This window comes from Cellulophaga sp. (assembly GCF_039943695.1).
In the GTDB taxonomy this organism is placed as follows: domain Bacteria; phylum Bacteroidota; class Bacteroidia; order Flavobacteriales; family Flavobacteriaceae; genus Cellulophaga.
Genome location: NZ_JBDVAA010000113.1, coordinates 1 through 26,258 on the forward strand (window position 1 = coordinate 1; position 26,258 = coordinate 26,258).

A 26,258-nucleotide genomic window follows, 5' to 3' on the forward strand; every position below is an offset into this window, starting at 1 on the left:
AGGCTCACCCCTTTCCATTCCGAACAGGGAAGTTAAGCTCATCTGCGCCGATGGTACTGCCACTAGGTGGGAGAGTAGGCCGTCGCCTTTTTTTTGAGAAGCCCTTATCTAACGATAAGGGCTTTTTTTATACCCTAAAATTAAAGATTATAAATTATAAACTGCTTTGTATATGTTATACAAAGAATACTTTATAGTTGTAATAAGATTATACCAAACAAAACAAAAGTCCTAGAAGCTAACTTCTAGGACTTTTGTTGTTTATATGGGGTTGTAGTGAGTAATATCTAAGTTATCACTTAAAAGAGCTACAAAACCGTAGTGTAGTTTGTCTTGGGGAGTAGTTTTGAATCTAGTTACTATGTAATAGTGGAATAATTATTAAATTTTAGAATCTTATTAATATCTATCTATAATAAATTAAATCTTAAAGTTAACAATGTAGGTTTAAAACTACTAATCTTGTTATTTATTAATAATTAGCAACTATTTTTAGAGTATAAATAAATTTTTAGGTCTAAAAATGTTAAAAAATTACTATGCACGCATAATTTAATAGTGTTAATAGTTGTTAAAATCAAAAAAAAATATAACTTCACAATCAAAACTAACTTAATTCAATACTAGAATGAGAAAAATAATTCTTTTTTCTTTCCTTATTTTTAGTGTTTTGGGATATTCTCAGACCACAATAAAAGGAAAGGTTGTTGATCAAAATGATCAACCAGTGTCCTCGGCCAACGTTGTAATTGTTGGAAAGGCCGAAGGTGTAGTAGCTAATTTTGATGGACTTTTTACGTTAACCACGTCACAAGTTCCTCCATTTAAATTAAAAGTATCAAGTATTGGTTACTCTTCCGTTACAGTAGACGTAACAAAAAATAATCAAACATTAACCGTAACTCTAAACGAAGAGGCGGAACAGTTAGGTGAAATTGTAATTTCTGCTTCTAGGACTCCAGAACGTATTTTTGAGTCTCCGGTTTCTGTAGAGCGCTTTGGTTTAAAGGATATTAAGAATACTGCTTCTTCAGATTTTTATGATGGTTTAGAAAATTTGAAAGGAGTAGATATTAACACAAACAGTTTAACATTTAAGTCTATTAATACCAGAGGTTTTGCAACTTTTGCAAATACAAGGTTTATGCAAATGGTAGATCAAATGGATAATGCAGCTCCTGCCTTGAACTTTCCTTTAGGAAATTTATTAGGTATGACCGAGACTGATGTTTTGAGTGTAGAGTTACTGCCTGGTGCAGCTTCAGCATTATATGGAGCAAATGCATTTAACGGAATACTATTTATGAGGAGTAAGAGCCCTTTTGATTTTGAGGGTATTAGTGCTTATATTAAAAGAGGTGTAACATCTCAAGAAGTTTCAGGAGATAATACGTATACTGATTTTGGTATTAGAGCTGCGCATAAATTCAGTGAAAAATTTGCTGGTAAAGTTAACTTTGGTTATTTAAAAGGTACAGATTGGGGAGCTGATAATGAAACGGATAAGTTATTTAGAGGTTTTACTAGAGATGATTTAGATTATGATGGGGTAAATGTTTATGGTGATGAAGTAAGTCAGAATATGTTTAGTGTAGCACAAATACTTACCAAAACTAATAACCCAGCTACAGGAGAGCCAATTTTACCTGCTGGAGCAGAAGCACTAGTGCCTAATGTTAATGTGAGTAGAACTGGTTATAATGAAAAATATTTGACAGATTATAATGCAGAAAGCATTAAGGCTGATTGGGGACTTTATTATAGACCGTGGGAAAATGATTTTGAAATTTCTTATGTGGGTAAAGTAGGTTCTGGGTCTACAATTTACCAAGGAGCAAACAGGTATGCTATTGATGATTTCTTTTTACAACAGCATAAAATTGAAATTAAGAACGATAATTTTTTCTTAAGAGGATATATGACAGAGGATAAAGCAGGAGATTCCTATGATATGGTATTTACAGGGATTAATATAAACAGAGCTTGGAAATCTGACCCACAATGGTTTGCAGAATATGTTGGTACGTATGTACAGAGTACTTTAGGTGGTGCAACATCAGACCAAGCACATGCTAATGCAAGAGCACAAGCTGAATCAGGGAGATATCTACCGGGTACACCTGAGTTTCAGGCGGCATTTGAAAAAAGTATAAATGATCCGGATTTAAGTTCTGGTTCTAAGTTTCAAGATAATTCAAAAATTTATCACGCAGATGCAAACTATAATTTTTCTGAAATAATTGAATTTGCAGATATTCAAGTGGGTGGATCTACAAGAACATATGAGTTAAATTCTTCAGGTACAATTTATACAGATAATGACGGACCTATTAGGTATTCTGAATTTGGTATTTATACACAAATACAGAAAAAATTAATGGAAGATCGTTTAAAGCTAACAGGTTCTTTACGTTATGATAAGTCGGAGCTGTTTGATGGTTTCTTTTCTCCAAGATTAGCTGCTGGTTATACTTTAGGTGAAAATAAAAACCATAATTTAAGAGCATCTTTTCAAACAGGATTCAGAAATCCAACTACACAGGATTTATATATTGGGTTAGATGTAGGTAGAGCTATTTTAATAGGTGGAGCTAAGGATAACTTAGATAGAGATGTTAGAACATATAATGTAAGTACTGATGCACAAGATGATCTTGGTCAACCTGCAACTATAGAAAAATCAGGAGATGGTGCTTACAATAATTCTTATTTGGCAAGTTCTTTACAGGCTTTTGGAGCTTCAGGAAACCCAGCAGATTTAAAAGTGGCAAATTCAAACTTAGCAAAACCAGAGCAGGTAACTTCGTTTGAATTAGGATATAGAGGTAAAGTACATGGTGTTGTGATAGATTTGAGTGGGTATTACAATATTTATAAAGACTTTTTGTCTAATGAAACAGTGGTTTCTACTTATTATGGTGAAGCAGGTGATAATAGCTTATCTGTTTTAGCAATAGCAAATGGAGATTATCAGGCTTATCAAACATATACAAACTCTGAGGCAAATGTAAACTCTTATGGTGCTACATTAGGTTTGGATACTAAAGTTTTAGGCGGATTTGATTTAGGAGCAAATTATACATATTCTAAATTAGATTTTGACCAAGAGGCAAATCCTGATTTTAAAACAAATTTTAATACTCCAGAGCATAAGTTCAAAGCTAATTTTGGAAAAGCTGATTTGTTTGAAAACATTGGATTTAATGTAGCTTACAGATGGAGTGATTCTTACTTTTGGGAAGCATCATTTGGAGATGGTCAGGTGCCTTCTTTTAGCGTTTTAGATGCTCAGGTAAATATTACTGTGCCAAGTATAAAATCTAACTTTAAAGTTGGTGCTTCTAATTTATTAGGAGATGAGTATTTTACAGCATTTGGTACTGGTTACGTAGGTTCTCAATACTATGTTTCTTGGACAATTAATAATTTATAAGATTTAAATATGAAAACTAAATATATATGGCTAGTAGCCGCAATGGTGGCATTTTCTTCTTGTAGTGATGATGACGATTCGTCTACAATGAAGGAAGAACAATTACCGGAATTAACAGCAGGGACGGCAGATTTTTCAAATTATGTTTCATTAGGAGCTTCTTTTACTGCAGGATATACAGATGGAGCTTTGTTTAAAGCATCTCAGGAAATGTCTTTTCCAAATATACTTTCTCAGAAGTTTGTTAATGCGGGTGGTAGTACAACATTTACACAACCATTAACAAATGATAATTTTGGAGGATTAGCCTTAAACGGAGATAGAATTGCAGATCCTAGATTAGTTTTTGGTGGAGCAGGACCAGTGCCATTAGAGGTGGCGCTTCAAAGTTCTGTTACTGTTTCTACAGATATAATTTTAAATAACCCAACAGGTCCTTTTAGTAATATGGGAGTTCCTGGAGCTAAAAGTTTTCACTTATTAGCAAACGGATACGGAAATATATCTAATTTGTCTGCAGGAGCAGCCAACCCATACTTTGTTAGGATGACAGGTAGTACGCCAGATGCAAGTATGATAGAGTTAGCGGCAGCACAAAATCCAACATTTTTTACACTATCGGAAATAGGAGGAAATGATGTTTTAGGATTTGCTGTTTCTGGCGGTATAGGAGTTGATCAAACAGGTAATCCTAATGCAGCTTCCTATGGCTCAAATGATATAACAGATCCAGGTCTTTTTCAAGTTGTGCTAAGTGGTTTAGTAGATGCTTTAACTGCAAATGGAGCTAAAGGTGCTGTAACTAACGTACCTTATATTACAAGTTTGCCTCATTTTACAACCGTACCTCACAACCCTTTACCAATGGATGAAGCTACTGCTACACAAGTAAACAATGGTTACGCCCAATACAATGGAGGTTTACAGGCAATGGTTACAGCTGGTTTATTAGATGAAGAAGAGGCAAAGGCACGTACAATAGAATTTGTTGCATCTGCGACCAACGCAGTGGTTATAGAAGATGAAGATTTAACAGATTTAACAGCATTTGGATTGCCAAGTTATAGGCATGCAACAGCAGATGATTTATTAGTTTTGCCAGCATCATCTTTTATTGGAACTAAAGTAAATGATGACCCAACAATGGTTAACGGTGTATCTGTGCCGTTAAAAGATAAGTGGGTTTTAGTAGCAAGTGAGCTAGAATCTATAAAAACGGCAACAGACGCGTATAATGCAACAATTGCATCTGTTGTTTCTGCAAAAGGATTGGCGTTGGTAGATTTAAATGCTATTCTTATACAAGCGTCAGAATCTGGTGTCCCTTTTGATGAGTATACAGTGAATACAGATTTAGTATTTGGAGGCTTAATAAGTTTAGATGGTATACATTTAACTTCTAGAGGTTATGCATTAATGGCAAACAAATTTTTAGAGGCTATAGATGCAACTTATGAGTCTAATTTTGTGGCGTCAAAAAACTTAGCTAAAGCAGCAAATTATCCAACAAATTTTTCTCCTGCGTTGCAATAGAAAAATATAAATGTTATAGAAAAGCGCCTTATTTAATAAGGCGCTTTTTTTTATAAAATGTGTTTAAGAACTAAAAGGTTTTCAATAAGTTAAAAAAACAATAAAAAGTAGTTTTTATTTAAATTTGAAAAACTTATCTTTGCACCCTGAAAAACACGGGGTCTGTATTACAGGGTTTTATGTTTTTTAAAAAACGAAAAATTATATATAAATAAATACTGATAGCAATGTCTAAAGTTACAGGTAAAGTTTCCCAAATTATTGGCCCAGTTATAGATGTGGAGTTCCAAGCAGGGGTAGATCTTCCAAAAATTTATGATTCATTAGAAATTAAAAAAGCAGATGGATCAATTTTGGTTTTGGAAGTACAATCACACATTGGTGAAAATACAGTAAGAACTATCTCTATGGATTCTTCTGATGGTTTAAGCCGTGGAGCAGAGGTTAATGCAACAGGAAGCGCTATACAAATGCCGGTTGGAGATGACGTTTACGGACGTTTATTTAACGTAATTGGAGACGCTATTGATGGTCTTGGAAATTTACCAAAATCTGGTAAAGATGGTCTGCCAATACACAGACAGGCACCAAAATTTGAAGACTTATCTACTTCTACTGAAGTATTATTTACAGGTATTAAAGTAATTGACCTTATTGAGCCTTATGCAAAAGGTGGTAAAATTGGTTTATTTGGTGGTGCCGGTGTAGGTAAAACAGTATTAATTCAAGAATTAATTAACAACATTGCAAAAGGTCACGGTGGACTTTCTGTATTTGCTGGTGTAGGTGAGCGTACTCGTGAGGGTAACGATTTACTACGTGAGATGTTAGAGTCTGGTATTATTAAATACGGAGATGACTTTATGCACTCAATGGAAGAAGGCGGATGGGATTTATCTAAAGTTGATAAATCTGTAATGAAAGATTCTAAAGCAACTTTTGTTTTTGGACAAATGAATGAGCCACCTGGAGCACGTGCACGTGTTGCATTATCTGGTTTAACTATTGCAGAATATTTCCGTGATGGAGCAGGTGAAGGTCAAGGTAAAGATGTACTTTTCTTTGTAGATAACATTTTCCGTTTTACACAAGCTGGTTCTGAGGTATCTGCATTACTTGGTCGTATGCCATCTGCGGTAGGTTACCAACCAACATTAGCAACAGAAATGGGTGCTATGCAAGAGCGTATTACATCAACAAAAAGAGGTTCTATTACATCTGTACAGGCGGTTTACGTACCTGCGGATGATTTAACGGATCCAGCTCCGGCAACAACGTTTGCTCACTTAGATGCAACAACAGTATTGTCTCGTAAAATTGCAGAGTTAGGTATTTACCCAGCAGTAGATCCGTTAGATTCTACTTCTAGAATCTTAGCTCCAGAAATTTTAGGAAAAGATCACTATTCTTGTGCGCAACGTGTAAAAGAGTTGTTGCAACGTTATAAAGAATTACAAGATATTATTGCTATCCTTGGTATGGAAGAATTGTCTGAAGAGGATAAAATGGCAGTTGGTAGAGCAAGACGTGTACAACGTTTCTTATCTCAGCCATTCCACGTAGCAGAGCAATTTACAGGTCTTAAAGGTGTTTTAGTAGATATTAAAGATACTATTAAAGGATTTAATATGATTATGGATGGTGAGTTAGATCACTTGCCAGAATCTGCATTTAACCTTAAAGGTACTATTGAAGAAGCTATAGAAGCAGGAGAAAAAATGCTTGCTGAAGCATAAATAATACATAATATTACGTGTTAGCTAAATGGCTTTCACGTAATATTTATTTAATACTTTTATAATTATGTATTTAGAAATTGTATCACCAGAAGCTACATTATTTGCAGGAGAAGTTGTTTCTGTAACTGTACCTGGTATTAATGGAGATTTTCAAATGTTATCTAATCACGCACCAGTTGTTTCGTTATTACAGCAAGGTACTGTTAAGATTCAAGGAAATGTATCTATAGATGAGGCTTTTGAGGGTAAATTCTCTAAAGGTTCTAACGGAGATACTGTTTTAGCTATAAGCAGTGGAACTATAGAAATGAAAGATAATAAAGTTATTGTACTAGCGGATTAAGTATAGCTAACTCTACTAAATAAATATAAACGTGAAGTTAAATGCTTCGCGTTTTTTTATGCCTTGCTTTTAAATTGTGATATTTTATAATGGCATTATCTTATTTTGTAAGAAAATATGTTAAATAATAAATATTTAAAGGTAATTTCTTACATTTGATATATCTAAAGTATATGTTTTAAGCGTATTTAAAAGAAACACAGCGCATTATAATAATGTGTATTATATAATATTTATTTTATTATTGGAGTTAGTATCTGTAATAAATGTAAAGCGTAAAGTGTAAACTTTGCGCTTTTTTGTTGTTATACTTTTTTTATAACATTGGTAACAATGCCCCAAATTATAAAGTTGTTTTCTTCAGTAATTTGTATGGGTTTGTAATTGGGGTTTTCTGGTTGTAGCCAAACTATATTATTTTCAACTTTTAGTCTCTTTACGGTAAATTCACCGTCTAAATAGCAAACAGCAATTTTATTATGAGATGCTTCTAAACTTCGGTCTATAACTAATAAATCATTATTTTCTAAACCAGCGCCAATCATAGACTCACCACTTACTCGTGCAAAAAAAGTTGCTTCGGGGTTTTTAATTAGTTCTTTGTCTAAGCTAATTCTGTTTTCTTTAAAGTCATCAGCCGGAGACGGAAAGCCAGCAGAGATACCAGTATCTATAAAAATAGTAGAGCTACTGGTAGAGCTATCAACAGAGAAAAAAGTAAGATTTGTATTTTTTATCACGCTTAATTTACTTTTATAATGTCGTTAAACCTTGTAGTGTACTTAGGAGATAAGTGTTCTTGTTTCATTTTCCAGGTTCGCTCCAAATCTTGATTGGCAATTTTTAATTTTTGATCACCATATTTAAAATTTAATTTATCTATGGCTTTCATTAAAGGTTTGTGCTTTGGGTTTTCTGTGGTAAACAAATGCAGTTGGTGATTATTTGTGGGTACTAAACCAGTAACAATAACACCAGCACGCTTGTAGTTAATACCAGGTTTGTATATGTGTTCTATAGCTTTTATAGCTGCGTTGCTAATTGCTAGGCTAGAATCTGTTGGGTAAGACATATTTACGCTAAAAGTTCCTCTATGTTGTTCTGCGCCTTGTTTATGTTTATCACTACTTAATAAAACAACTACCGTATGGCAACTGGAGTTTTGTTTGCGCAACTTTTCTGCACAGCTACTAGCAAAAGTAGATATACGCTCTTTTATATTTTCTATGTCAGAAAAAGTATGCTCAAAACTTCTGGTAGTTGCTATAGATTTCTTATTCTCTTTAATTTCTAGATCTAAAGTAGGTATGCCTTCCAAATCTTTTTTTAGTCGCCACTCGGTTATAGAAAAGTTTTTGCGCACCCAATCGTCAGGTAGGTTAACAAAGTCTAATGCTGTTTTACAATTTTTAATTGCTAAGCGCTTATGAAGCCTTCTTCCAATTCCCCAAACGTCCTCAAGTTTTATCCATTTTAAGGCTTTTATACGTTTTTCTTCAGTATCAATAACATAAGTTCCTTTTGTTTGGTTGGGAAATTTACGTGCAATTTTGTTTGCTACTTTGCTAAGCGCTTTTGTTGGAGCAATACCAACGCAGGTAGGTATGCCAGTCCATTTTAAAACACGGTCTCTTATTTCTGTTCCATAGGTAGTAAAATTATAATTGTCAAAGCCTTTAAACTGAATAAAAGCTTCATCAATACTATATACTTCTACATCTGGAGAAAATTGTTGTAGTATGCTCATTACTCGACTGCTCATATCGCCGTATAATGAATAATTAGAAGAAAAAACGTGGACATTATTAGCTTTAAAAAAGCTTTTGTATTTAAAGGCAGGAGCGCCCATAGGTAAGCCAATTAATTTAGCTTCATCGCTTCTAGAGATTACACAGCCATCATTATTGCTTAAAATTGCAATAGGTTTTCCCTGTAGGCTAGGGTTAAAAACCCGCTCACAGGAGGCATAAAAGTTGTTACAATCTACTAGTGCATACATTGTTGCAAAGGTACAAGATTTGCTCTTTACATTTTGTATGTGCACTAGTAGTATGTGTTAATTATAATTTTATTTTTTTAGTTAAGTCTTTTGGTAATGCATCTTTGTGTACCATAACACTTATTGCTTTAAGTCGCATATAAGCCTCGCTAAAATATACATAGCCGTTATGTGTGGTTCTGCTAGCATCTGTGCCCCAACTGTTTTTTACTTTGTAGTATTTTGTTCCGTTTTGGTCTTTTACTGTGCCTGTTATGTGCATTAAGTGATCGTCTGTAGTTGTAAAGTTTTCAAACTCGTTTTGTCTGTAGCTTTGCGTAACTTTTAGCTCTGGATAAATGCCTTCTAGTGCTTTTTTATTGTTTTCATAATTTGCAGGTACTACAGCAACTCCATGTTTAGATGAAAATGTACGCTCGCTAACATCACAATCTAACTCAACAGTAAATCCGTTTTCTAGAGCATTATCAATAGTATTCATCATTTCGTTTAAAGTAACATTGTACATACTACCGTTACTCCAGTTATCAGGTATGTTTAATATAAACGAACTGTAAAAAGGAGCGTGTGTAAAAGAAGTAATTGTAACATAGTCTTCTGGTGTAATTTTGGTCATTTTTAAAAATGAAACAGGAGTATATTCTTTTCCTTGATAAGTAAAAGACGTTTTATTTGCTCCTAAATACACATCTAAAACAGCATTTACGGCTTTAGACCAGTTTTTGCTTAACTCTCCAGCAGGATTGTCTGCGTATGTTTTTACCATAGCTTCTAGCACTGCAACTAATTCCGCGTGATTGTGAAAGTTGCTATTTTCTAGAAGTCCATTATATGCTTCTTGTGGTACAAGACCATAATTTTTAACCGAGTTAATTACATCGTGTGCTAGTCCACCTTCGCTAAACTGAGCTTTACCTTGTCGCATCACAAAGTTTTCTGCTTTTTTAGGATAAGTATTACGCACAGTGTACATCTCAGATAAATCTATTTGCTTTCCGGTGAGTCGTATAATTTCCGATTCTAAAAATGAAGAAGTAGAAAAACTCCAACATGTGCCCGTAGCTCCTTGACTAATAACAGGTGTTGCGTCTAAATCTATAACATCTGTAAATTTATATGCTTCTTGTGCGTTTATAGCACCTATGGCAAGCATAAAGCCAAGGCTTAAAAGTAGTTTTCGCATAGTGTTCTTAATTAATTAGTGCTTTGCGGTTAGCGTATTTTTATTGATTAAAAGATTTTATGTATTCTATAAACTCTTTTCTCTCATATTTTTTAGCAAAATCTAAAGCAGACTGTTTATCATTGTTTCTAAGTGTAATCTCTGCACCTGCTTTAACAAGTTTTTTTGCCATTGCTAATCTGTTGTATTTGGCAGTATACATAAGAGGGGTTTTGTTGTTGCACGTTTTTTCTACGTTAGCACTTTGTGCTATTAGTTCTGCAAAACAAGATTTCGCGTTAAGTTTTATAGAAAGTGTTAACAAAGTGTATTCAGACTCTTCAAACTTAAAGCAGTTATTAATTTCTTTGGTTGTTATGTGTTTTTTAAGAGCGGTAACATTATCGCTTTCTAAAGCACTTTTAATGTCGTTGTTTAGTTCTTGTGCGCTTGCATAAGTAGAAATAATAAGTAGGAATGTTAAAAATAGGGTTTTCATTATTTTGAGTTTATTTAATTTAACTAATGTTTATATAAAACGTTAGTGAGTTAAATTTATTCTTTTTCTTTTACATATTCTAAAATATCTGATGGTAGTTGTTTTTTTTTCAATTTGTTGTTAATATAACAATTGCTAGTTTCTAATACTTTTTTTAGCTTCAATTAAAATCCATCTCTTCGTATCTTTGCCAAATGCTACCACAAAAACTTCAGAAAAAATTAGAAGAACGACAACAGAATATATCTTTGCGTACATTACCTGTGTTTAAACAATTGGTAGATTTTTCTTCTAACGACTATTTGGGTTTCTCTGGGAATGCTTCAATTTTTAATGCTACGCACCAATACTTGGTAGATGGGAGTTTTTTTAAAAATGGAGCAACAGGTTCTAGGTTACTTTCTGGTAATCATAATTTATACGATGAGTTAGAGTCTAAATTGGCATTATTTCATCAATCTAAAGCAGCAATAGTTTATAACTCTGGTTATGATGCTAATATTGGTTTTTTTAGTTGTGTTCCTCAGCGCGGAGATTTGGTTTTTTATGACGAATATATACACGCAAGTATAAGAGACGGTATTGCTATGAGTAATGCTAAGAGTTATAAGTTTAAGCATAATAGCCTGTCCGACTTAGAAAAATTAGTTGAAAGGCATTCGGCTATAATAAAAGATGATGAAACTGCTATTTACGTAGTAACAGAATCTGTTTTTTCTATGGATGGCGATTCTCCAAACTTAAAAGAAATGGCATTATTCTGTAAAGAACATAAACTATTTTTTGTGGTAGATGAAGCACACGCTGTTGGTGTTTTTGGTGACTTAGGTCAAGGTTTGGTACAGCAACAAAACATTGTAGATTTGATTTTTGCGCGCATTATAACATTTGGTAAAGCTTTAGGTTGCCACGGCGCAGCTATATTAGGTAGTGCTGAGTTAAAGAGCTATTTGGTTAATTTTTCGCGTAGTTTTATATATACAACAGCCTTAGCGCCGCATAGTGTAGCTACAATTTTACAGTCGTACTACTTTTTAGAAAGTAAAGATGGTAAAATGCAGCAACAACTTCTGCGAAATGCTGTTCAGTTTTTTAAAAATGAAGTTGATAAGTGTAGTTTAAAAGAGCACTTTATGCCAAGTGATTCTGCAATACAATGTTGTTTAATATCAGGAAATAATAAAGTAAAAGATATTGCGAAAAAGCTTGAAGAAAATGGGTTTAATGTAAAAGCTATATTATCGCCAACAGTACCAAGAGGTGAAGAACGATTGCGTTTTTGCCTGCATGCATACAATACACCAAAAGAAATAGAAAAAGTAATAACCGTTTTGTGTAATTATATAAAAGAATGAGTCAGAAATTTTACAAATTAGCTGCATTTGAGTATTTGGCAGATACTGTTATTATAAAAGGCAAGCTAGAGTCTGAAGGTATTGAGGTGTTTTTAAAAGATGAAAACACGGTAAATTCAGACCCATTAATTAGCAACGCAATTGGCGGAATTAAACTTTTGGTTTTAAATGAAGACAAAGAAAAGGCAATAGAAATTTATAATGAAATTAGAAGCTATGCAGTAGATGATAACGGAAAACCTTTAGCGTGCCCAAATTGTAAAGCAGAAAAACTAGAAGGGTATTATTCTGGAAAGGGAATTTTTTACAAATTGTTTCCTTTTTTTGAAAAACGAAAGTTTCGTTGTTTTAACTGTAATATAGTTTCTTAAATAAGCAATAAGATGAAAACAAAACAAATATTTGTAACTGGTATATCTACAGAGGTTGGTAAAACGGTTGCTTCAGCAATACTAACAGAGGCTTTAGAAGCAGATTATTGGAAGCCAATACAAGCGGGAGATTTAGATACGTCAGACAGTCACAAAATAGCAGATTTTATCTCTAATTCTAAAACGGTAATACATAAAAATAGTTACGCGTTGCAAACACCTATGAGTCCGCATGCAGCAGCAGAAATAGATGGTGTGGTAATAGAGGTAGATAAAATAGTGGCGCCAAAAACAAGTAATCACCTGGTTATAGAAGGGGCAGGTGGTTTATTAGTTCCTTTAAATAATAATGATACCATATTAGATATTATAGATCCTAGTTACCAAGTTGTAGTGGTTTCTAGACATTATTTAGGCAGTATAAATCATACTTTATTAACCGTAAATTATTTAGAAGAGCGTGGTTTTAAAGTGTCTATAATTTTTAGTGGAGAAGAACACAAAACAACAGAAAGTATTATATTATCTAAAACAAATGCAAAACTTATAGGCCGTATAGAAGAAGAACCATATTTTGATAAAAATGTGATAAAAGAATACGCAGATTTGTTTAGAGATAACCTATAAAATCTAGGCTGGTTTGTATATTTGCCAAAAAATAATAGCTATTTGTGTGGTGTAAAATATTGCAAAAACACATTTTAGAAATCTACTAATAAATTAAATGCCATAAATCCTGATACTAATAGGATGGCATACAGCTTATGAATCTTACAGAGAGAGATAAAAAACACTTGTGGCACCCGTTAACCCAGCATAAATTACATAGCACAATGTTGCCAATTGTAAAGGCTAAAGGGGCAGTGTTAACAGATGATAAAGGAAAAGATTATATAGACGGAATATCTTCATGGTATACCTCTGTGTACGGACATTGTAACGATTATATTTTAGGAAAAGTTCAGACGCAAATGCAACAGTTAGACCAGGTTGTGTTTAGTGGTTTTACGCATGAACCAGCTATAGAACTGTCTGAAGAGTTAATAAAAATATTGCCAAACAATCAGCAGAAGTTATTTTTTTCAGATAACGGTTCTACTTCGGTAGAAATAGGAATTAAAATGGCATTGCAATATCATTTTAACAAAGGTGAAAAGCGTAATGTAATGTTAGCTTTTGAAGACGGATTTCATGGCGACACGTTTGGTGCAATGTCTGTGTCTAGTTTATCTGTTTATAACGGTCCTTTTGAAGATTTTTTTATAGATGTAGAACGTATTCCTGTGCCTACAGAAGAAAATATAGAAGCTATTTTATTGCAAATTGAAGATTTGGTTAATACTAAAGCTATTGCAGGTTTTGTGTACGAGCCTCTTGTACAAGGAGCAGCAGCAATGAAAATGCATAATGTAGAAGATTTAAATAAAATTTTATCAGCCTTAAAAAAGCACAATGTTCTTTTAGTTGCAGATGAGGTAATGACTAGCTTTGGTAAAACAGGTAAGTTTTTTGCTTCTGATTATATGGATGTAAAGCCAGATGTTATATGTATGTCTAAGGCATTAACGGCAGGTTTGGTCCCAATGGCAGCTACTAGTTGTACGCAACAAGTTTATGATGCTTTTTATGATGATGATATTTCTAAAGGATTATTTCACGGGCATACATACACTGCAAATCCTTTGGCTTGTACTGCTGCGTTAGCAGGTTTAGAGTTGCTTAAGTCTGCAGAAATGCAAGATAATATTGCTAGAATTATAGCTTCCCATAAGCAATTTAATGAAGAGGTTAAAAATCATCCTAAAGTTGCAACAACAAGACAGTTGGGTGTTATTTATGCATTAGATCTTAATATAAAAATGGAGCGCTACGGTAATTTAAGAGATAAATTATTTAAGCATTTTATGGATTCTGGAGTGTTTTTACGTCCGTTAGGAAATACAATTTATATTTTGGCACCTTTTGTAACTACAGATGAGCAACTTCAAAAAATATACAACTCAATTAAAGAAGCACTAGAAATAGTTTAAGTATGAGTATTTACATTACGGCACTGGCATCTATTTCTCCTTTAGGAACTTCCTTAAATGAGGTTTGGGAGAGTTATAAAAACGATGCACATTTACTGCAAGATAAAAATATAGGCAATCAAAAAAGTTGGGTTGCCAGCTTAAATGATGAAGCCAAACAAGAAATAGAAGCTTTAAAAAACTCTGACTTAAAATATAAAAGTTTAGATGACACGGTATTGTTTGCTATGTATGCTTCAAGAAAAGCGTTAAAACAAGCCGGTTGGAGTTCTAAAGATAATTTTGGTGTAAACTTTGGATCTTCACGCGGAGCTACAGCTTTGTTTGAAAAATATCACACAGAGTTTTTAGAAAAAGATAAAGCATCAACCTTATCATCACCAACAACTACATTGGGTAATATTTCTTCTTGGGTTGCTCATGATTTGCAAACGCAGGGTCCAGAAATATCGCACTCTATTACTTGTTCTACAGCATTACATTCGTTATTAAATGGTGTTGCTTGGGTAAAAAGCGGAATGGCAAATAAATTTTTAGTAGGTGGTAGTGAGGCTCCTTTAACGCCTTTTACCATTGCGCAAATGAAAGCTTTAAAAATTTACGCAAGAGGCACAGAAGCATATCCGTGTAAAGCTTTTGATGTAACAAAGGACCAAAACACTATGGTTTTGGGAGAAGGAGCTGCGGTAATTGGTATAGAAAACGGAAATAAAGAAAATGCTCTAGCGGAAATTATAGGTGTTGGTTATGCTACAGAAGTTTTAAAACATAATATTTCTATTTCTTCTGATGCTGTATGTTTTCAACGTTCTATGAAAATGGCTTTAGAAGGAGTAAATCCGGACGATGTGGACGTTATTGTAATGCATGCACCAGGCACAATTAAAGGAGATTTGTCAGAAATTGAAGCAATACATAAAGTTTTTTGTAACAAAATACCTTCTTTAACTACAAATAAGTGGAAGATAGGTCATTCTTTTGGCGCTTCAGGGATGTTAAGTATAGAGCTAGCAATAGCAATGTTGCAAAAACAAGAATTTATAAAAGTTCCTTTTGTAAACTATGCAGAAACTCCAAAGAGTATAAAAAAGGTGCTAATAAACGCTGTTGGCTTTGGCGGTAACGCTGTAAGTATTTTATTGCAAAAAACTTTTTGAAACTAGTCATTAGCTAAGTTGTATTTTATTATCTTTCACAAACCAAACTAAATTTTTATTTATGGGAGAATGGTATGCAAGCTTAGAGTTGTTTCCAAAAGTGTACTGGAGTATTGCCTTAATTGGCTCTGTGGTAATGATTGTCTTTTTGTTGCTAACCTTAATTGGTGGTGATGTAGATGGTGTAGACGGTGATGTAGATGCAGAAATAGAAGGTGATTCGGGAATTGGGTTTCAATTTTTATCTATTAAAAACTTATCAGGATTTTTTGCCATTTTTGGATGGACAGGTATTGCTTGTATAGAAGCAGGCTTTTCTAATGTGCTAACGATACTAATTTCTGTTATTTGTGGTTTATTAATGATGCTGTCTATGGCGGCATTATTTTATTACCTAAGTAAATTGCAAAGTAGCGGAACACTACGCTTAAAAAATGCTTTAGGTCAAGTTGGAGAAGTGTACTTGACTATAGGTGCAAACAGAAGTTTTATAGGTAAAGTAAGTATAACAGTGCAAGGGTCTTTGCGTGAGCTAGAAGCACTTACAGATGAAACTGTGAATCTTACACAGGGTAATGTTGTTAAAGTAGAAGACATTACAGATAACGGAATTTTAATTGTTAAATTATTAAATAAATAACCATATGATTTTAGTACCCCTTCAGTTGGGCGGTAATGCCAGTTTAATTGGTATTGCAGTAGCCATTTTGTTCTTTTTTATAATTGTGATCTCGTTTATACGTAGATACAAACGATGTCCTTCAGACAGGATTTTAGTTGTGTACGGTAAAGTGGGCGGAGGAAATTCGGCCAAATGTATACACGGTGGAGCCGCTTTTATTTGGCCAGTTGTACAAGATTATGAATTTTTAGATTTAACACCTATATCTATAGAGGTTAACCTAGTAAATGCATTAAGTAAGCAAAATATACGTGTAAACGTACCTTCAAGATTTACAATTGGTATATCTACAGAGCCTGGAGTTATGCAAAATGCTGCAGAGCGTTTATTAGGATTAGGTCAGAGTCAAATTCAAGATTTAGCACAAGAAATTATTTTTGGACAATTACGTTTGGTAGTTGCTTCTATGGATATTGAAGAAATTAACAACGATAGAGATAAATTTTTAACTAACATATCTCAGAGTGTAGAAACGGAATTAAAAAAGGTTGGTTTAAAATTAATCAACGTAAATATTACAGATATTGTTGATGAGTCTGGATATATTGAAGCTTTAGGTAAAGAAGCTGCTGCACACGCAATTAATGCAGCGCGTAAATCTGTAGCAGAGAAAACAAGAGATGGTTCTATTGGTGAAGCTAACGCATTACAAGATGAGCGTACACAAGTAGCAGCAGCAAATGCACAAGCTGTAGAAGGTGAAAACATTGCAAAAATTAATGTTGCAAATTCAGATTCTTTACGTCGTCAAAGAGAAGCAGAAGCAGAGCGTACGGCAATTGCATCAGAAAAAGTACAATCTGCAAAAGCATTAGAAGAATCTTATGCGGCAGAAAAAGATGCGGAACTTGCAAGAGCAGAACGTGTGCGTAGTTCACAAATGGCAGATATAGTTGTACCTGCAGAGATAGATAAGAAAAAAGTAGAGATAGATGCAGAAGCAGATGCAGAGCGTACAAGACGTTTAGCAAAAGGTGAAGCAGATGCAATCTTATTTAAAGCGCAAGCAGAAGCACAAGGTATTTTAGAGGTTTTAACTAAGCAAGCACAAGGTTTAGATGAAATTGTAAAAGCTGCGGGAGACAATCCTAAAGATGCAGTATTATTATTAGTGGCAGATAAGTTACCAGAATTGGTTAAAACACAAGCAGAAGCTATTAAAAATATTAAAATTGATAAGGTTACTGTTTGGGATTCTGGAGCAAAAACTGCAGATGGTAAAGGTTCTACAGCTAACTTTATTTCTGGTATGTACAAATCTGTACCACCACTACAAGAAATGTTTAATATGGCTGGTATGCAATTACCAGAGTATTTAAAAGGTAAAGATGTAGAGGCAGTAGATGTAGAAGAGAAATCATCTAAAAAAGACGAAAATAAATAAAAAACGTTTTTTGATATTTATATGTAAAATGAACCATTAGATTATATCTTTTGGTTCATTTTGTTATTTAAAAACCTTTATTGGGATTTAATTACTAAATAGGCTATTTTTGACAACTGATTTAAAATAATCGTATGAGCGAAGTAAGACACAACTGGAGCAAGCAAGAAATTTTAGATATATATAATAAACCGTTAATGGATTTACTGTATGAGGCAGCAACAATTCATAGACAAGAACACGATCCTAACACAGTACAAGTATCTACTTTGTTATCTATAAAAACAGGTGGTTGTCCTGAAGATTGTGGGTACTGCCCACAAGCAGCTAGGTATCATACAGATGTAGAAGGCAATGATTTAATGTCTGTGCAACAAGTAAAAGCACAAGCTTTACGTGCAAAATCTTCTGGAAGTTCTAGAGTTTGTATGGGGGCAGCTTGGCGTAATGTTAAAGACGGACCAGAATTTGACCAAGTATTAGAAATGGTACGTACAATAAACAAACTAGATATGGAGGTTTGTTGTACACTTGGTATGATTACTGAAAACCAAGCGCAAAGATTAGCTGAAGCTGGTTTGTATGCTTATAACCATAACTTAGATACATCTGAAGATTATTACAAAGATGTAATTTCTACTCGTGCTTTTGAAGATAGATTAGATACTATTGAAAATGTACGTAAAACCAATGTTACTGTTTGTAGTGGTGGTATTATTGGTATGGGCGAAGCTTTAGAAGATAGAGCAGGTATGTTAGTTGCATTATCTACTTTAAGTCCGCAACCAGAATCTGTGCCAATTAATGCATTAGTAGCTGTAGAAGGTACACCAATGGAGGATATAGAGCCGGTATCTATTTGGGATATGGTGCGTATGGTTGCAACCACACGTATTGTTATGCCAAATACTCAGGTTAGGTTATCTGCAGGGCGTACGCAAATGAGTAGAGAAGGGCAAGCAATGTGTTTCTTTGCAGGTGCCAACTCAATCTTTGCAGGAGATAAATTATTAACTACTCCTAATCCAGATGTAAACGAGGATATGGAAATGTTTAAGATGTTAGGTTTAAATCCGCAAAAACCATTTACTAAAGTTTCTCAACCAAAAACAGTAGAAGCTCAGGATTCTGAGTATCAAAATTTAGGTGAAAAACCAAAATGGTCTAGACCGGGTCATAAAATAGAACGTAACGAGGCTGCTAAAGAAAAAGCAAAGCTTACAAAATAATAAAAACATCAAGTTATATAAAGCCGCTATTTAATTTTATAATTAGATAGCGGTTTCTTAATTATTCTAGGTTTTTAAATGATTTTAAGAATTATTTAAATCGTATTTTTTATTTTTATCTATTATTTAATATAATTTCTATTGCAGTTACAAGATATTCCAAGGGTAAAAACCATTACCAAAGAAGATTTTATAAACCACTTTTTTAAGCCTCAAAAACCAGTAGTTGTTGAACGTTTTATTGAAGAGTGGCCTGCGTATTCTAAATGGAATTTAGAATATATGAAAACTGTAGCGGGAGATAAACTTGTACCGCTTTATGATGATAGGCCTGTAGATTATAAAGATGGTTTTAATGAACCACACGCCACAATGAAAATGGCAGATTATATAGATTTGCTTAAAAAAGAGCCTACTAAATTCCGTATCTTCTTGTGGAATATCTTAAAGGAAGTTCCTCATTTACAAAAAGATTTTAAGTATCCAGACTTTGGCTTACGATTAATGAAAAGTCTTCCTATGTTATTTTTTGGCGGTAGAGATTCTTATACATTTATGCATTATGATATTGATTTAGCTAATATTTTTCATTTTCATTTTGAAGGAGATAAAGAGGTGGTTCTTTTTGATCAGTCTCAGAATAAACACTTATATAAAGTGCCACATTCTTTAATTACAAACGAGAGTATAAATTTTTCTGACCCAGATTATAGTAAATGGCCAGCACTAAAAAATGCTAAAGGCTTTAAAACAACATTGCAACACGGAGAAGTGCTATATATGCCAGAGGGCTATTGGCATTATATGAAGTATATTACGCCAGGTTTTTCTATGAGTTTGCGGGCAATAGCGCGTAACCCTAAAAACTTAAGTAAAGCGCTCTACAATGTCTTTATAATGCGTAATTATGATAATCTAATGCGTAGAATTAAAGGTCAAAAATGGATAGATTGGAAAAATAATAAATCTATAATAGATACAAATAAGGCATTAAAATAATGTGTTATTTAATTGGTAGGAGTAAGTTCTTTTACTTTTTCGTAAACCAAATGACTTTCCCAGCCTCTGTATAGTAAATAGTCTGCTATTTTTTTTCTTTTTTTAAATACATTGGTTTCTTTAACTTCATTAGCTCTTTTAGTGGCAAGGGCATCTAATGTCTCTGTGTATTTATTGTCTTCTATTTCTTTTAAAGCTGTTTTAATATTGTAAATAGATATGTCTCTAAACTTTAGTTCGTTTACAATTCTATTTTTGCCCCATTTTTTAATATTAAATTTTCCACGAGCAAAACTTTGAGCAAAACGCTCTTCGTTTAAGTAGTTTTCTTTAATTAAATGAGTAATTATAACATCTCTAGCATCTGTAATCATCCCCATATCTTTTAGTTTTTGGGTAACTTCTTTGTGGCAACGTTCTTGGTATGCGCAGTACTGCTCTAATTTTTTAGTTGCTTCTTTAATAGTGTAAGAGGGTTGTAGACTCATATTACAAATGTACGTAAACAAAAAAAGCGACCACATTGCTGAGGTCGCTTTTTGCTTATTTTTTATATAGCTCTTTTGGTTTTGAGAAGATCTATATAACAAACCGTTTTTTAAGTAAAGGTATATTTTAATATATGGTTTTACCTTTTTTGTTTTTAAAGCGATATTCTAGATACGTATATGCGTCTCTAGGCTGCACTTTAACCCATTTTTTATATTCCATAAACCACTTGAAACGAATGGATTGTAATCCTTTTGTAAGATATGCTGCAATAAACGGGTGTATGTGTAGAATAACATCGTTGTCTTTTGCAGGGCCGTTTAGTAGTTTTTCTAAATCGGATTTAATCTTATCTATTAAAACTATAGGAGCTTCTACCTCTGCGCCATTTACGCCGCTAGGGTTTTTCTCCATTGTTTTAATGTTCCTTTCTGGTCTTACTCTTTGTCTTGTTATTTGAATAAGTCCAAATTTACTTGGTGGTAAAATTTTATGCTTAGCTCTGTCATCTTTCATTTCATCACGTAGATGATCAAAAAGTTTTTTTCTATGATCTGGCTTGCCCATATCTATAAAATCTACAACAATAATACCTCCCATATCGCGTAAGCGTAATTGTCTGGCTATTTCTGTAGCAGAAATCATATTTACCTCTAATGCTGTATCTTCTTGGTTTTTTGCCTTATTAGATCTGTTACCACTGTTAACATCTATAACGTGTAGGGCTTCAGTATGTTCTATTATTAAATAGGCGCCTTTACTCATAGAGGCAGTTCTACCAAATGAAGTTTTAATTTGTCTTTCTATTCCAAATTTCTCAAAAATTGGTACGGAAGACTCATATAATTTTACAATAGATTCTTTCTTTGGTGCAATTTCCTGCACATAATCTTTTATTTCATTGTAAAGCGTTGTATCATCAACATGTATTCCTGTAAAGGTGTCGTTAAATACGTCTCTAAGTATAGATGATGCTCTGTTTAGCTCTACTAATACTTTAGATGGGTGAGGTGCTTTATACAATTTTTTACACATTACTGTCCATTTGTCCAGTAAGTTTTCTAGATCCTTGTCTAGCTCTGCAACTTTTTTGCCTTCGGCAACGGTTCTTATAATTACACCAAAACCTTTTGGTTTTATGCTTCTTACAAGTCTTTTTAACCTCTCTTTTTCTTCTTTGCTTTCTATTTTTTGAGAAACAGAAACTCTGTCTGAAAATGGTACCATAACCACATAACGTCCTGCTAATGAAAGCTCGGAGCTAATTCGTGGTCCTTTGGTAGAGATAGGTTCTTTTACAATTTGTACTAATAAGGATTGATTAGATTTTATAGCATCGTTAATGCTACCGTCTTTATCAATATCTTTTTCAAAAGGGAAGTCTTTTAATGAAAAATCTTTTAATTTTCCAGTACTTGCTCCCTTTACGAATTTCAGCATAGAAGATAACTGCGGACCAAGGTCATGATAATGCAAAAATGCATCTTTTTCATAACCAACATCTACAAATGCAGCGTTAAGGCCAGTAACGGGTTTTCTTATTTTGGCAAGAAATATATCGCCAACAGAAAAATTGTTATTGTCCTCTTCTTTGTGAAGTTCTATTAGTTTTCCGTCCTTAGTTAAGGCAAAATCGACAGCGTTAGAACCAGATCTTACGATTAATTCTTTATTCACCTGAATCAATTTTTATTTAACTCTGCCTAATAATTAGGTAAGTTAAATGGATTAAACAATAGTTGTGCGGGTAAAATTTACCCGCTGAAATTCTTTCGTTAGAATCTCTATGTCAATGAACGTTTTTAAAACGAAAAAGTAGTTGTTAACAACTACTTTTTCTTGTGTCGGTTAGCTCTTCTACGCTTCTTGCGCTTGTGAGTAGCTACCTTATGTCTTTTTCTTTTCTTACCACTAGGCATAAAATCTACTTTTTAATTAATATTATGTTTTATTTTACTTGTACGTTGCTCTTTACACCTTCAACAAAAACCTTTGCAGGCTTAAATGCAGGGATGTTATGAGCTGGTATTTTAATGGTAGTGTTTTTTGAAATATTTCTACCAGTTTTTTCTGCTCTTGTTTTAATAATAAAACTACCAAAACCTCTTAGGTAAACATTATCTCCATTCTCTAATGAAGTTTTAACCTCTTCCATAAAAGTTTCAACAGTAGCCTGTACATCTCCTTTTTCAATACCCAGTTTATCTGAGATTTTCGATACGATATCTGCTTTCGTCATTGTCAGTATATATTATGTCCTTGTTTTTTCGGGTTGCAAATATATAAATTAAATTTATTCTTTTACGTTAATAGACTTAATTTTAAGTATATAAACCTGTACTTTTGTTTATTATTATTTATTTGATGACTTTTTCCCAAAAAATTCTTGATTGGTACGCCTTAAATAAACGCTCTTTACCTTGGCGAAGCACTGTAAACCCTTATAAAATATGGCTTTCGGAAATTATGCTTCAACAAACAAGAGTTGCTCAAGGTACGTCTTATTATTTAAGTTTTGAAAAACATTTTCCCACAATTTTTGATTTAGCTAATGCTTCAGAGGAAAAAGTTTTAAAATTATGGCAAGGTTTGGGGTATTATTCAAGGGCAAGGAACCTTCATTTTACGGCAAAACACATTGTAAATAATTTAAATGGCGAGTTTCCTAATACATATAAGGAGTTGGTAAAACTAAAAGGAGTGGGTGATTATACTGCCAGTGCTATTGCATCTATTTCTTTTAATGAGCAACAAGCAGTTGTAGATGGTAATGTGTACAGAGTTTTGTCTAGATATTACGGTATAGATTTACCTGTTAATAGTACGGAGGGGGTTAAATATTTTAAAACGTTGGCTACAGAAGTAATGCATTCCTCTAATATTAGAGATTACAATCAAGGTATAATGGAATTTGGAGCAATCCAATGTGTGCCTAAAAATCCAGATTGTAAAATATGTCCTTTAAATGATAGTTGCGTTGCATTAGAGAAAAACTTAATAGCCACTTTGCCAGTTAAACTAAAAAAGATTAAAGTTAAAAAGAGAAACTTTAATTATTTGGTCGTGGTTGATGCTGTAGGCAATACTTTATTACAGCAGCGTACAGGAAAAGGAATATGGCAAAATTTATATCAATTTCCTTTGCTAGAGGAGGAGGTTAGTGAGGATACAATATTAGAGTTATATAATAAGGTGTTGCCTAAAATAGATGTAAATAGTGTTACCTTATATAATAAGGTAGCAATTGTGCATAAACTATCGCATCAGCATTTACATACACACTTTTGGGTGCTTCATACAGATGCTGTTTTAGAAGAAGGAATTCCTTTTTCTGAATTAGAAAAATATCCTGTACCTGTTTTAATAGCAGACTACATAAAAACATTGTAAATTTTTGTATTTTTGATTTTAATATAACAAAATTATGAGTGGTACGTTAAACAAAGTGATGCTAATTGGGCATTTAGGAGATGCAGTAAAAATGCACTATTTTGAAGGAGGAAACTGTATAGGAAGATTTCCTATTGCAACTAATGAGTCTTATACAAATAAGCAAACAGGAGAGCGTGTTACAAATACAGATTGGCACAATGTTGTAGTGCGTAATAAAGCCGCGGAAATATGCGAAAAGTATTTAAGCAAGGGAGATAAAATATACGTAGAGGGAAGATTAAAAAACCGTCAATGGCAAGCAGAAGATGGTACTACGCGTTATGCAACAGAGGTACACGTGCAAGATTTTACATTTTTATCTACTAAGCAAGAGAGTATGAATAATGCACAAAATAATTCTGCACAACCAGCTCAGCAGCAGCAAAGTCAAGCTGCGCCACAACAAAGTGCTCCTGTGCAACAAAATACTGCAGCTCCTAGTGAGCCTGTAGAAGATGACGATTTACCGTTTTAATACAACTAAATTATAATTATTGGACCCTGACCCCCTTATTTTACTGCTAAACGCAACTGTTTTTGATGGCGCCTTAATAACTAAGTTTATTGTGCTAGTTGTACTATTGCTGTTGTCTGCCTTAATTTCTGGTGCAGAGGTTGCATTTTTTGGTATGTCTGCAACAGACATTAATGCTATTGGAGAAGAGAAATCTGCAAAAGGAGAATCTGTAATAAAGTTATTGCAAAAACCTAAAAAATTGCTAGCAACTATTTTAATTGCTAATAATGCAATAAATATTGGCATTGTTTTATTATTTAGTGCCATTGGAGATGTTATTTTTTCTAGCATAACATATAAGTTTTTAGATGTTATTTCAGTTCGCTTTTTGTTAGAAGTTGTTTTGGCTACTTTTCTAATTTTAATGTTTGGGGAAATTATGCCTAAGGTATATGCAAACAGAAATAGGGTTCAGTTTTCTTATTTTATGGCATTTCCTTTGCGCTTTTTAGATGTAGTTTTTACACCTTTAAGCTCGCCAATGAGATCTGTAACCTTGTATTTGCATAATAAATTAGGAAAACAAAAATCTAGTTTAAGTGTAGATCATTTGTCGCAAGCTTTAGAAATGACATCTGAAGATGATACGACTAAGGAGGAGCAGAAAATTTTAGAAGGTATAGTGTCTTTTGGTAATACAGATACTAAGCAAGTAATGAGGCCTAGAATAGATATTTTTGCCTTGGACGCAGAGCTTAAATTTTTAGAAGTTGTTGCTGAAATTAAGCAGAAAGGATATTCTAGAATTCCGGTTTTTGAAGAAAATGTAGATAATGTAAAAGGTGTGCTTTATGTTAAGGATTTACTACCTTATATAGATAGAAAAACATTTAACTGGGTAAGCTTATTAAGAGAGCCTTATTTTGTGCCAGAAAATAAAAAATTAGATGATTTGCTAAAAGAATTTCAAGAAAAGAAAAACCATTTAGCGGTTGTTGTAGATGAGTATGGTGGTACTTCTGGTATTGTTACTTTAGAAGATATTATTGAAGAGATAGTTGGTGATATAAGTGATGAATTTGATGATGAAGATTTAGTGTTTTCTAAAATTGATGACTTAACCTTTGTGTTTGATGGTAAAACAACTTTAAAAGAGTTTTATCGTGTAGCACGTATAACTGAAGATGAAGATGCTTTTGAAGAGCAAAAGGGAGAGTCTGAAACTATTGCTGGGTTTGTGTTAGAAATAGCGGGCAGTTTTCCTAAACGAGGAGAAAAAGTTTTATTTAAAGATTATCAGTTTGTGGTAGAGAGTTTAGATAAAAAAAGGTTAAAACAAATAAAAGTAATGTTGCCAAATGATGCGTAAATATATTTTTTTAATAGTGATTTTTAGTGCTTTGGTGGTAAGTTGTAAAGAAGATACTTTGCCAAAACCAAAGGCAATGTTAAGGTTGGAGTATCCGGACAGTACTACCGTGAATTTTGTTGCAAGCAAATATTCTTTTGATTACAATGCGTTAGCAAAAATAAATAAGAAGAATGAGAGTGCGGTTACTGTAGAGTACCCAAGAATGAATGGCTCTATATTTTTAAGTTATAAACCTGTAGCTGGTAATTTAAATCAATTATTATCTGATGCACAAAAACTTTCTTATGAGCATGCGGCAAAAGCAGATAATATATTAGAACAGCCTTTTGTTAATGAAGATGCAAAGGTTTACGGTATGTTTTACGATGTAAAAGGAGATGCAGCATCACAATCTCAGTTTTATGTAACAGATAGTACGGAGCATTTTTTAACAGGTTCTTTGTATTTTTCTGTTAAACCTAATTATGATTCTATTTTGCCTGCTGCTGTTTATTTGCAGGAAGATATTAGAAAAATTATGGAAACATTACGTTGGAAAAATTAACGTGTGTTTAAAGCTTACAAATTCAAAAAAAAAGCCAATGTCTACTAGT

24 protein-coding genes and 1 rRNA gene are annotated in these 26,258 nt (G+C 33.3%); 18 read left to right on the forward strand and 7 right to left on the reverse strand.

What is annotated here, in order from left to right; translation table 11 throughout:
- The 5 genes from rrf to ABJD66_RS07780 all read left to right on the forward strand — a co-directional run.
- Positions 1-91, forward strand: a 5S ribosomal RNA gene (gene rrf / locus ABJD66_RS07760); the annotation flags it as partial.
- Positions 92-628: 537 nt separating this feature from the next.
- Positions 629-3,433, forward strand: a complete 2,805-nt coding sequence (locus ABJD66_RS07765; protein ID WP_348130087.1) for a TonB-dependent receptor — start codon at positions 629-631, stop codon at positions 3,431-3,433.
- A gap of 9 nt (positions 3,434-3,442) precedes the next feature.
- Positions 3,443-4,966 (forward strand): SGNH/GDSL hydrolase family protein, encoded by a 1,524-nt coding sequence (locus ABJD66_RS07770; RefSeq protein ID WP_348130090.1) that lies wholly within the window; start codon positions 3,443-3,445, stop codon positions 4,964-4,966.
- Between the two features lie 227 nt (positions 4,967-5,193).
- The gene (gene atpD, locus ABJD66_RS07775; protein ID WP_100894668.1) at positions 5,194-6,702 is read left to right on the forward strand and encodes a F0F1 ATP synthase subunit beta; all 1,509 of its coding nucleotides are present in this window, start codon (positions 5,194-5,196) and stop codon (positions 6,700-6,702) included.
- Positions 6,703-6,769: 67 nt separating this feature from the next.
- On the forward strand, positions 6,770-7,048 hold the full coding sequence (locus ABJD66_RS07780) for a F0F1 ATP synthase subunit epsilon (protein ID WP_100894669.1): 279 nt from the start codon (positions 6,770-6,772) through the stop codon (positions 7,046-7,048).
- Positions 7,049-7,353: 305 nt separating this feature from the next.
- On the opposite strand, the gene umuD is transcribed toward ABJD66_RS07780, so the two are convergent.
- The 4 genes from umuD to ABJD66_RS07800 all read right to left on the reverse strand — a co-directional run bounded on the left by umuD (position 7,354) and on the right by ABJD66_RS07800 (position 10,708).
- The gene (gene umuD, locus ABJD66_RS07785; RefSeq protein ID WP_100894670.1) at positions 7,354-7,788 is read right to left on the reverse strand and encodes a translesion error-prone DNA polymerase V autoproteolytic subunit; all 435 of its coding nucleotides are present in this window, start codon (positions 7,786-7,788) and stop codon (positions 7,354-7,356) included.
- A gap of 2 nt (positions 7,789-7,790) precedes the next feature.
- Complete coding sequence (locus tag ABJD66_RS07790) at positions 7,791-9,047, reverse strand: Y-family DNA polymerase (protein WP_348130095.1); 1,257 nt, start codon at positions 9,045-9,047, stop codon at positions 7,791-7,793.
- Positions 9,048-9,108: 61 nt separating this feature from the next.
- Positions 9,109-10,230 (reverse strand): C1 family peptidase, encoded by a 1,122-nt coding sequence (locus ABJD66_RS07795; protein ID WP_348130098.1) that lies wholly within the window; start codon positions 10,228-10,230, stop codon positions 9,109-9,111.
- 40 nt (positions 10,231-10,270) lie between these two features.
- A complete protein-coding gene (locus ABJD66_RS07800; protein ID WP_100894673.1) occupies positions 10,271-10,708 on the reverse strand; it encodes an ankyrin repeat domain-containing protein in 438 nt (145 codons plus the stop codon).
- 194 nt (positions 10,709-10,902) lie between these two features.
- Here ABJD66_RS07800 and ABJD66_RS07805 point away from each other — a divergent pair, with 194 nt between their 5' ends.
- From ABJD66_RS07805 to ABJD66_RS07845, 9 genes are all read left to right on the forward strand, one after another.
- On the forward strand, positions 10,903-12,063 hold the full coding sequence (locus ABJD66_RS07805) for a pyridoxal phosphate-dependent aminotransferase family protein (protein WP_348130101.1): 1,161 nt from the start codon (positions 10,903-10,905) through the stop codon (positions 12,061-12,063).
- Complete coding sequence (locus ABJD66_RS07810; RefSeq protein WP_303545721.1) at positions 12,060-12,434, forward strand: DUF2007 domain-containing protein; 375 nt, start codon at positions 12,060-12,062, stop codon at positions 12,432-12,434. The genes ABJD66_RS07805 and ABJD66_RS07810 overlap by 4 nt, the downstream gene beginning before the upstream one ends.
- A 12-nt stretch (positions 12,435-12,446) precedes the next feature.
- Positions 12,447-13,061 carry a dethiobiotin synthase gene (bioD, locus tag ABJD66_RS07815; protein WP_100894676.1) on the forward strand — a complete coding sequence of 205 codons (615 nt, stop codon included), beginning with the start codon at positions 12,447-12,449 and terminating at the stop codon, positions 13,059-13,061.
- 137 nt (positions 13,062-13,198) lie between these two features.
- The gene (gene bioA, locus ABJD66_RS07820; RefSeq protein WP_348130106.1) at positions 13,199-14,464 is read left to right on the forward strand and encodes an adenosylmethionine--8-amino-7-oxononanoate transaminase; all 1,266 of its coding nucleotides are present in this window, start codon (positions 13,199-13,201) and stop codon (positions 14,462-14,464) included.
- Between the two features lie 2 nt (positions 14,465-14,466).
- Positions 14,467-15,621, forward strand: a complete 1,155-nt coding sequence (locus ABJD66_RS07825) for a beta-ketoacyl synthase N-terminal-like domain-containing protein (RefSeq protein ID WP_348130109.1) — start codon at positions 14,467-14,469, stop codon at positions 15,619-15,621.
- A 61-nt stretch (positions 15,622-15,682) separates the two neighbouring features.
- Positions 15,683-16,261, forward strand: coding sequence for a hypothetical protein (locus ABJD66_RS07830; protein WP_100894679.1), 579 nt, complete (start codon positions 15,683-15,685; stop codon positions 16,259-16,261).
- Positions 16,262-16,265: 4 nt separating this feature from the next.
- Complete coding sequence (locus ABJD66_RS07835) at positions 16,266-17,687, forward strand: flotillin family protein (protein WP_100894680.1); 1,422 nt, start codon at positions 16,266-16,268, stop codon at positions 17,685-17,687.
- A 134-nt stretch (positions 17,688-17,821) separates the two neighbouring features.
- The gene (gene bioB / locus ABJD66_RS07840; protein WP_100894681.1) at positions 17,822-18,916 is read left to right on the forward strand and encodes a biotin synthase BioB; all 1,095 of its coding nucleotides are present in this window, start codon (positions 17,822-17,824) and stop codon (positions 18,914-18,916) included.
- Between the two features lie 141 nt (positions 18,917-19,057).
- Positions 19,058-19,915, forward strand: a complete 858-nt coding sequence (locus tag ABJD66_RS07845) for a cupin-like domain-containing protein (RefSeq protein WP_348130113.1) — start codon at positions 19,058-19,060, stop codon at positions 19,913-19,915.
- An 8-nt stretch (positions 19,916-19,923) separates the two neighbouring features.
- Here the strand turns inward: ABJD66_RS07845 and ABJD66_RS07850 are convergent, their stop codons facing one another.
- From ABJD66_RS07850 to ABJD66_RS07860, 3 genes are all read right to left on the reverse strand, one after another.
- Positions 19,924-20,403, reverse strand: a complete 480-nt coding sequence (locus tag ABJD66_RS07850; protein ID WP_348130116.1) for a regulatory protein RecX — start codon at positions 20,401-20,403, stop codon at positions 19,924-19,926.
- Positions 20,404-20,530: 127 nt separating this feature from the next.
- The gene (locus tag ABJD66_RS07855) at positions 20,531-22,081 is read right to left on the reverse strand and encodes a ribonuclease E/G (protein WP_100896809.1); all 1,551 of its coding nucleotides are present in this window, start codon (positions 22,079-22,081) and stop codon (positions 20,531-20,533) included.
- A gap of 271 nt (positions 22,082-22,352) precedes the next feature.
- Complete coding sequence (locus tag ABJD66_RS07860; RefSeq protein ID WP_013620605.1) at positions 22,353-22,643, reverse strand: HU family DNA-binding protein; 291 nt, start codon at positions 22,641-22,643, stop codon at positions 22,353-22,355.
- Positions 22,644-22,768: 125 nt separating this feature from the next.
- On the opposite strand from ABJD66_RS07860, the gene mutY reads away from it, so the two are divergent.
- Genes mutY through gldD form a run of 4 tightly spaced genes read left to right on the forward strand, consistent with a single transcriptional unit; the run spans position 22,769 to position 26,209 of the window.
- Positions 22,769-23,794: an A/G-specific adenine glycosylase gene (gene mutY / locus ABJD66_RS07865; RefSeq protein ID WP_348130120.1), complete on the forward strand. Its 1,026-nt coding sequence runs from the start codon at positions 22,769-22,771 to the stop codon at positions 23,792-23,794.
- Between the two features lie 34 nt (positions 23,795-23,828).
- The gene (gene ssb, locus ABJD66_RS07870) at positions 23,829-24,311 is read left to right on the forward strand and encodes a single-stranded DNA-binding protein (protein WP_100894685.1); all 483 of its coding nucleotides are present in this window, start codon (positions 23,829-23,831) and stop codon (positions 24,309-24,311) included.
- A gap of 19 nt (positions 24,312-24,330) precedes the next feature.
- A complete protein-coding gene (locus ABJD66_RS07875) occupies positions 24,331-25,662 on the forward strand; it encodes a gliding motility-associated protein GldE (RefSeq protein ID WP_100894686.1) in 1,332 nt (443 codons plus the stop codon).
- Positions 25,652-26,209 carry a gliding motility lipoprotein GldD gene (gene gldD, locus ABJD66_RS07880; RefSeq protein ID WP_348130124.1) on the forward strand — a complete coding sequence of 186 codons (558 nt, stop codon included), beginning with the start codon at positions 25,652-25,654 and terminating at the stop codon, positions 26,207-26,209. The genes ABJD66_RS07875 and gldD overlap by 11 nt, the downstream gene beginning before the upstream one ends.
- The last annotated feature ends 49 nt before the right edge of the window (positions 26,210-26,258 follow it).

Bases quoted from the DNA above. Each gene is read 5' to 3' on its own strand.
- ABJD66_RS07765 (WP_348130087.1), top strand. From the start codon at position 629: ATGAGAAAAATAATTCTTTTTTCTTTCCTTATTTTTAGTGTTTTGGGA.
- ABJD66_RS07770 (WP_348130090.1), top strand. From the start codon at position 3,443: ATGAAAACTAAATATATATGGCTAGTAGCCGCAATGGTGGCATTTTCT.
- atpD (WP_100894668.1), top strand. From the start codon at position 5,194: ATGTCTAAAGTTACAGGTAAAGTTTCCCAAATTATTGGCCCAGTTATA.
- ABJD66_RS07780 (WP_100894669.1), top strand. From the start codon at position 6,770: ATGTATTTAGAAATTGTATCACCAGAAGCTACATTATTTGCAGGAGAA.
- ABJD66_RS07790 (WP_348130095.1), bottom strand. From the start codon at position 9,047: ATGTATGCACTAGTAGATTGTAACAACTTTTATGCCTCCTGTGAGCGG.
- ABJD66_RS07795 (WP_348130098.1), bottom strand. From the start codon at position 10,230: ATGCGAAAACTACTTTTAAGCCTTGGCTTTATGCTTGCCATAGGTGCT.
- ABJD66_RS07800 (WP_100894673.1), bottom strand. From the start codon at position 10,708: ATGAAAACCCTATTTTTAACATTCCTACTTATTATTTCTACTTATGCA.
- ABJD66_RS07805 (WP_348130101.1), top strand. From the start codon at position 10,903: ATGCTACCACAAAAACTTCAGAAAAAATTAGAAGAACGACAACAGAAT.
- ABJD66_RS07810 (WP_303545721.1), top strand. From the start codon at position 12,060: ATGAGTCAGAAATTTTACAAATTAGCTGCATTTGAGTATTTGGCAGAT.
- bioD (WP_100894676.1), top strand. From the start codon at position 12,447: ATGAAAACAAAACAAATATTTGTAACTGGTATATCTACAGAGGTTGGT.
- bioA (WP_348130106.1), top strand. From the start codon at position 13,199: ATGAATCTTACAGAGAGAGATAAAAAACACTTGTGGCACCCGTTAACC.
- ABJD66_RS07825 (WP_348130109.1), top strand. From the start codon at position 14,467: ATGAGTATTTACATTACGGCACTGGCATCTATTTCTCCTTTAGGAACT.
- ABJD66_RS07830 (WP_100894679.1), top strand. From the start codon at position 15,683: ATGGGAGAATGGTATGCAAGCTTAGAGTTGTTTCCAAAAGTGTACTGG.
- ABJD66_RS07835 (WP_100894680.1), top strand. From the start codon at position 16,266: ATGATTTTAGTACCCCTTCAGTTGGGCGGTAATGCCAGTTTAATTGGT.
- bioB (WP_100894681.1), top strand. From the start codon at position 17,822: ATGAGCGAAGTAAGACACAACTGGAGCAAGCAAGAAATTTTAGATATA.
- ABJD66_RS07850 (WP_348130116.1), bottom strand. From the start codon at position 20,403: ATGAGTCTACAACCCTCTTACACTATTAAAGAAGCAACTAAAAAATTA.
- ABJD66_RS07860 (WP_013620605.1), bottom strand. From the start codon at position 22,643: ATGACGAAAGCAGATATCGTATCGAAAATCTCAGATAAACTGGGTATT.
- mutY (WP_348130120.1), top strand. From the start codon at position 22,769: ATGACTTTTTCCCAAAAAATTCTTGATTGGTACGCCTTAAATAAACGC.
- ssb (WP_100894685.1), top strand. From the start codon at position 23,829: ATGAGTGGTACGTTAAACAAAGTGATGCTAATTGGGCATTTAGGAGAT.
- gldD (WP_348130124.1), top strand. From the start codon at position 25,652: ATGATGCGTAAATATATTTTTTTAATAGTGATTTTTAGTGCTTTGGTG.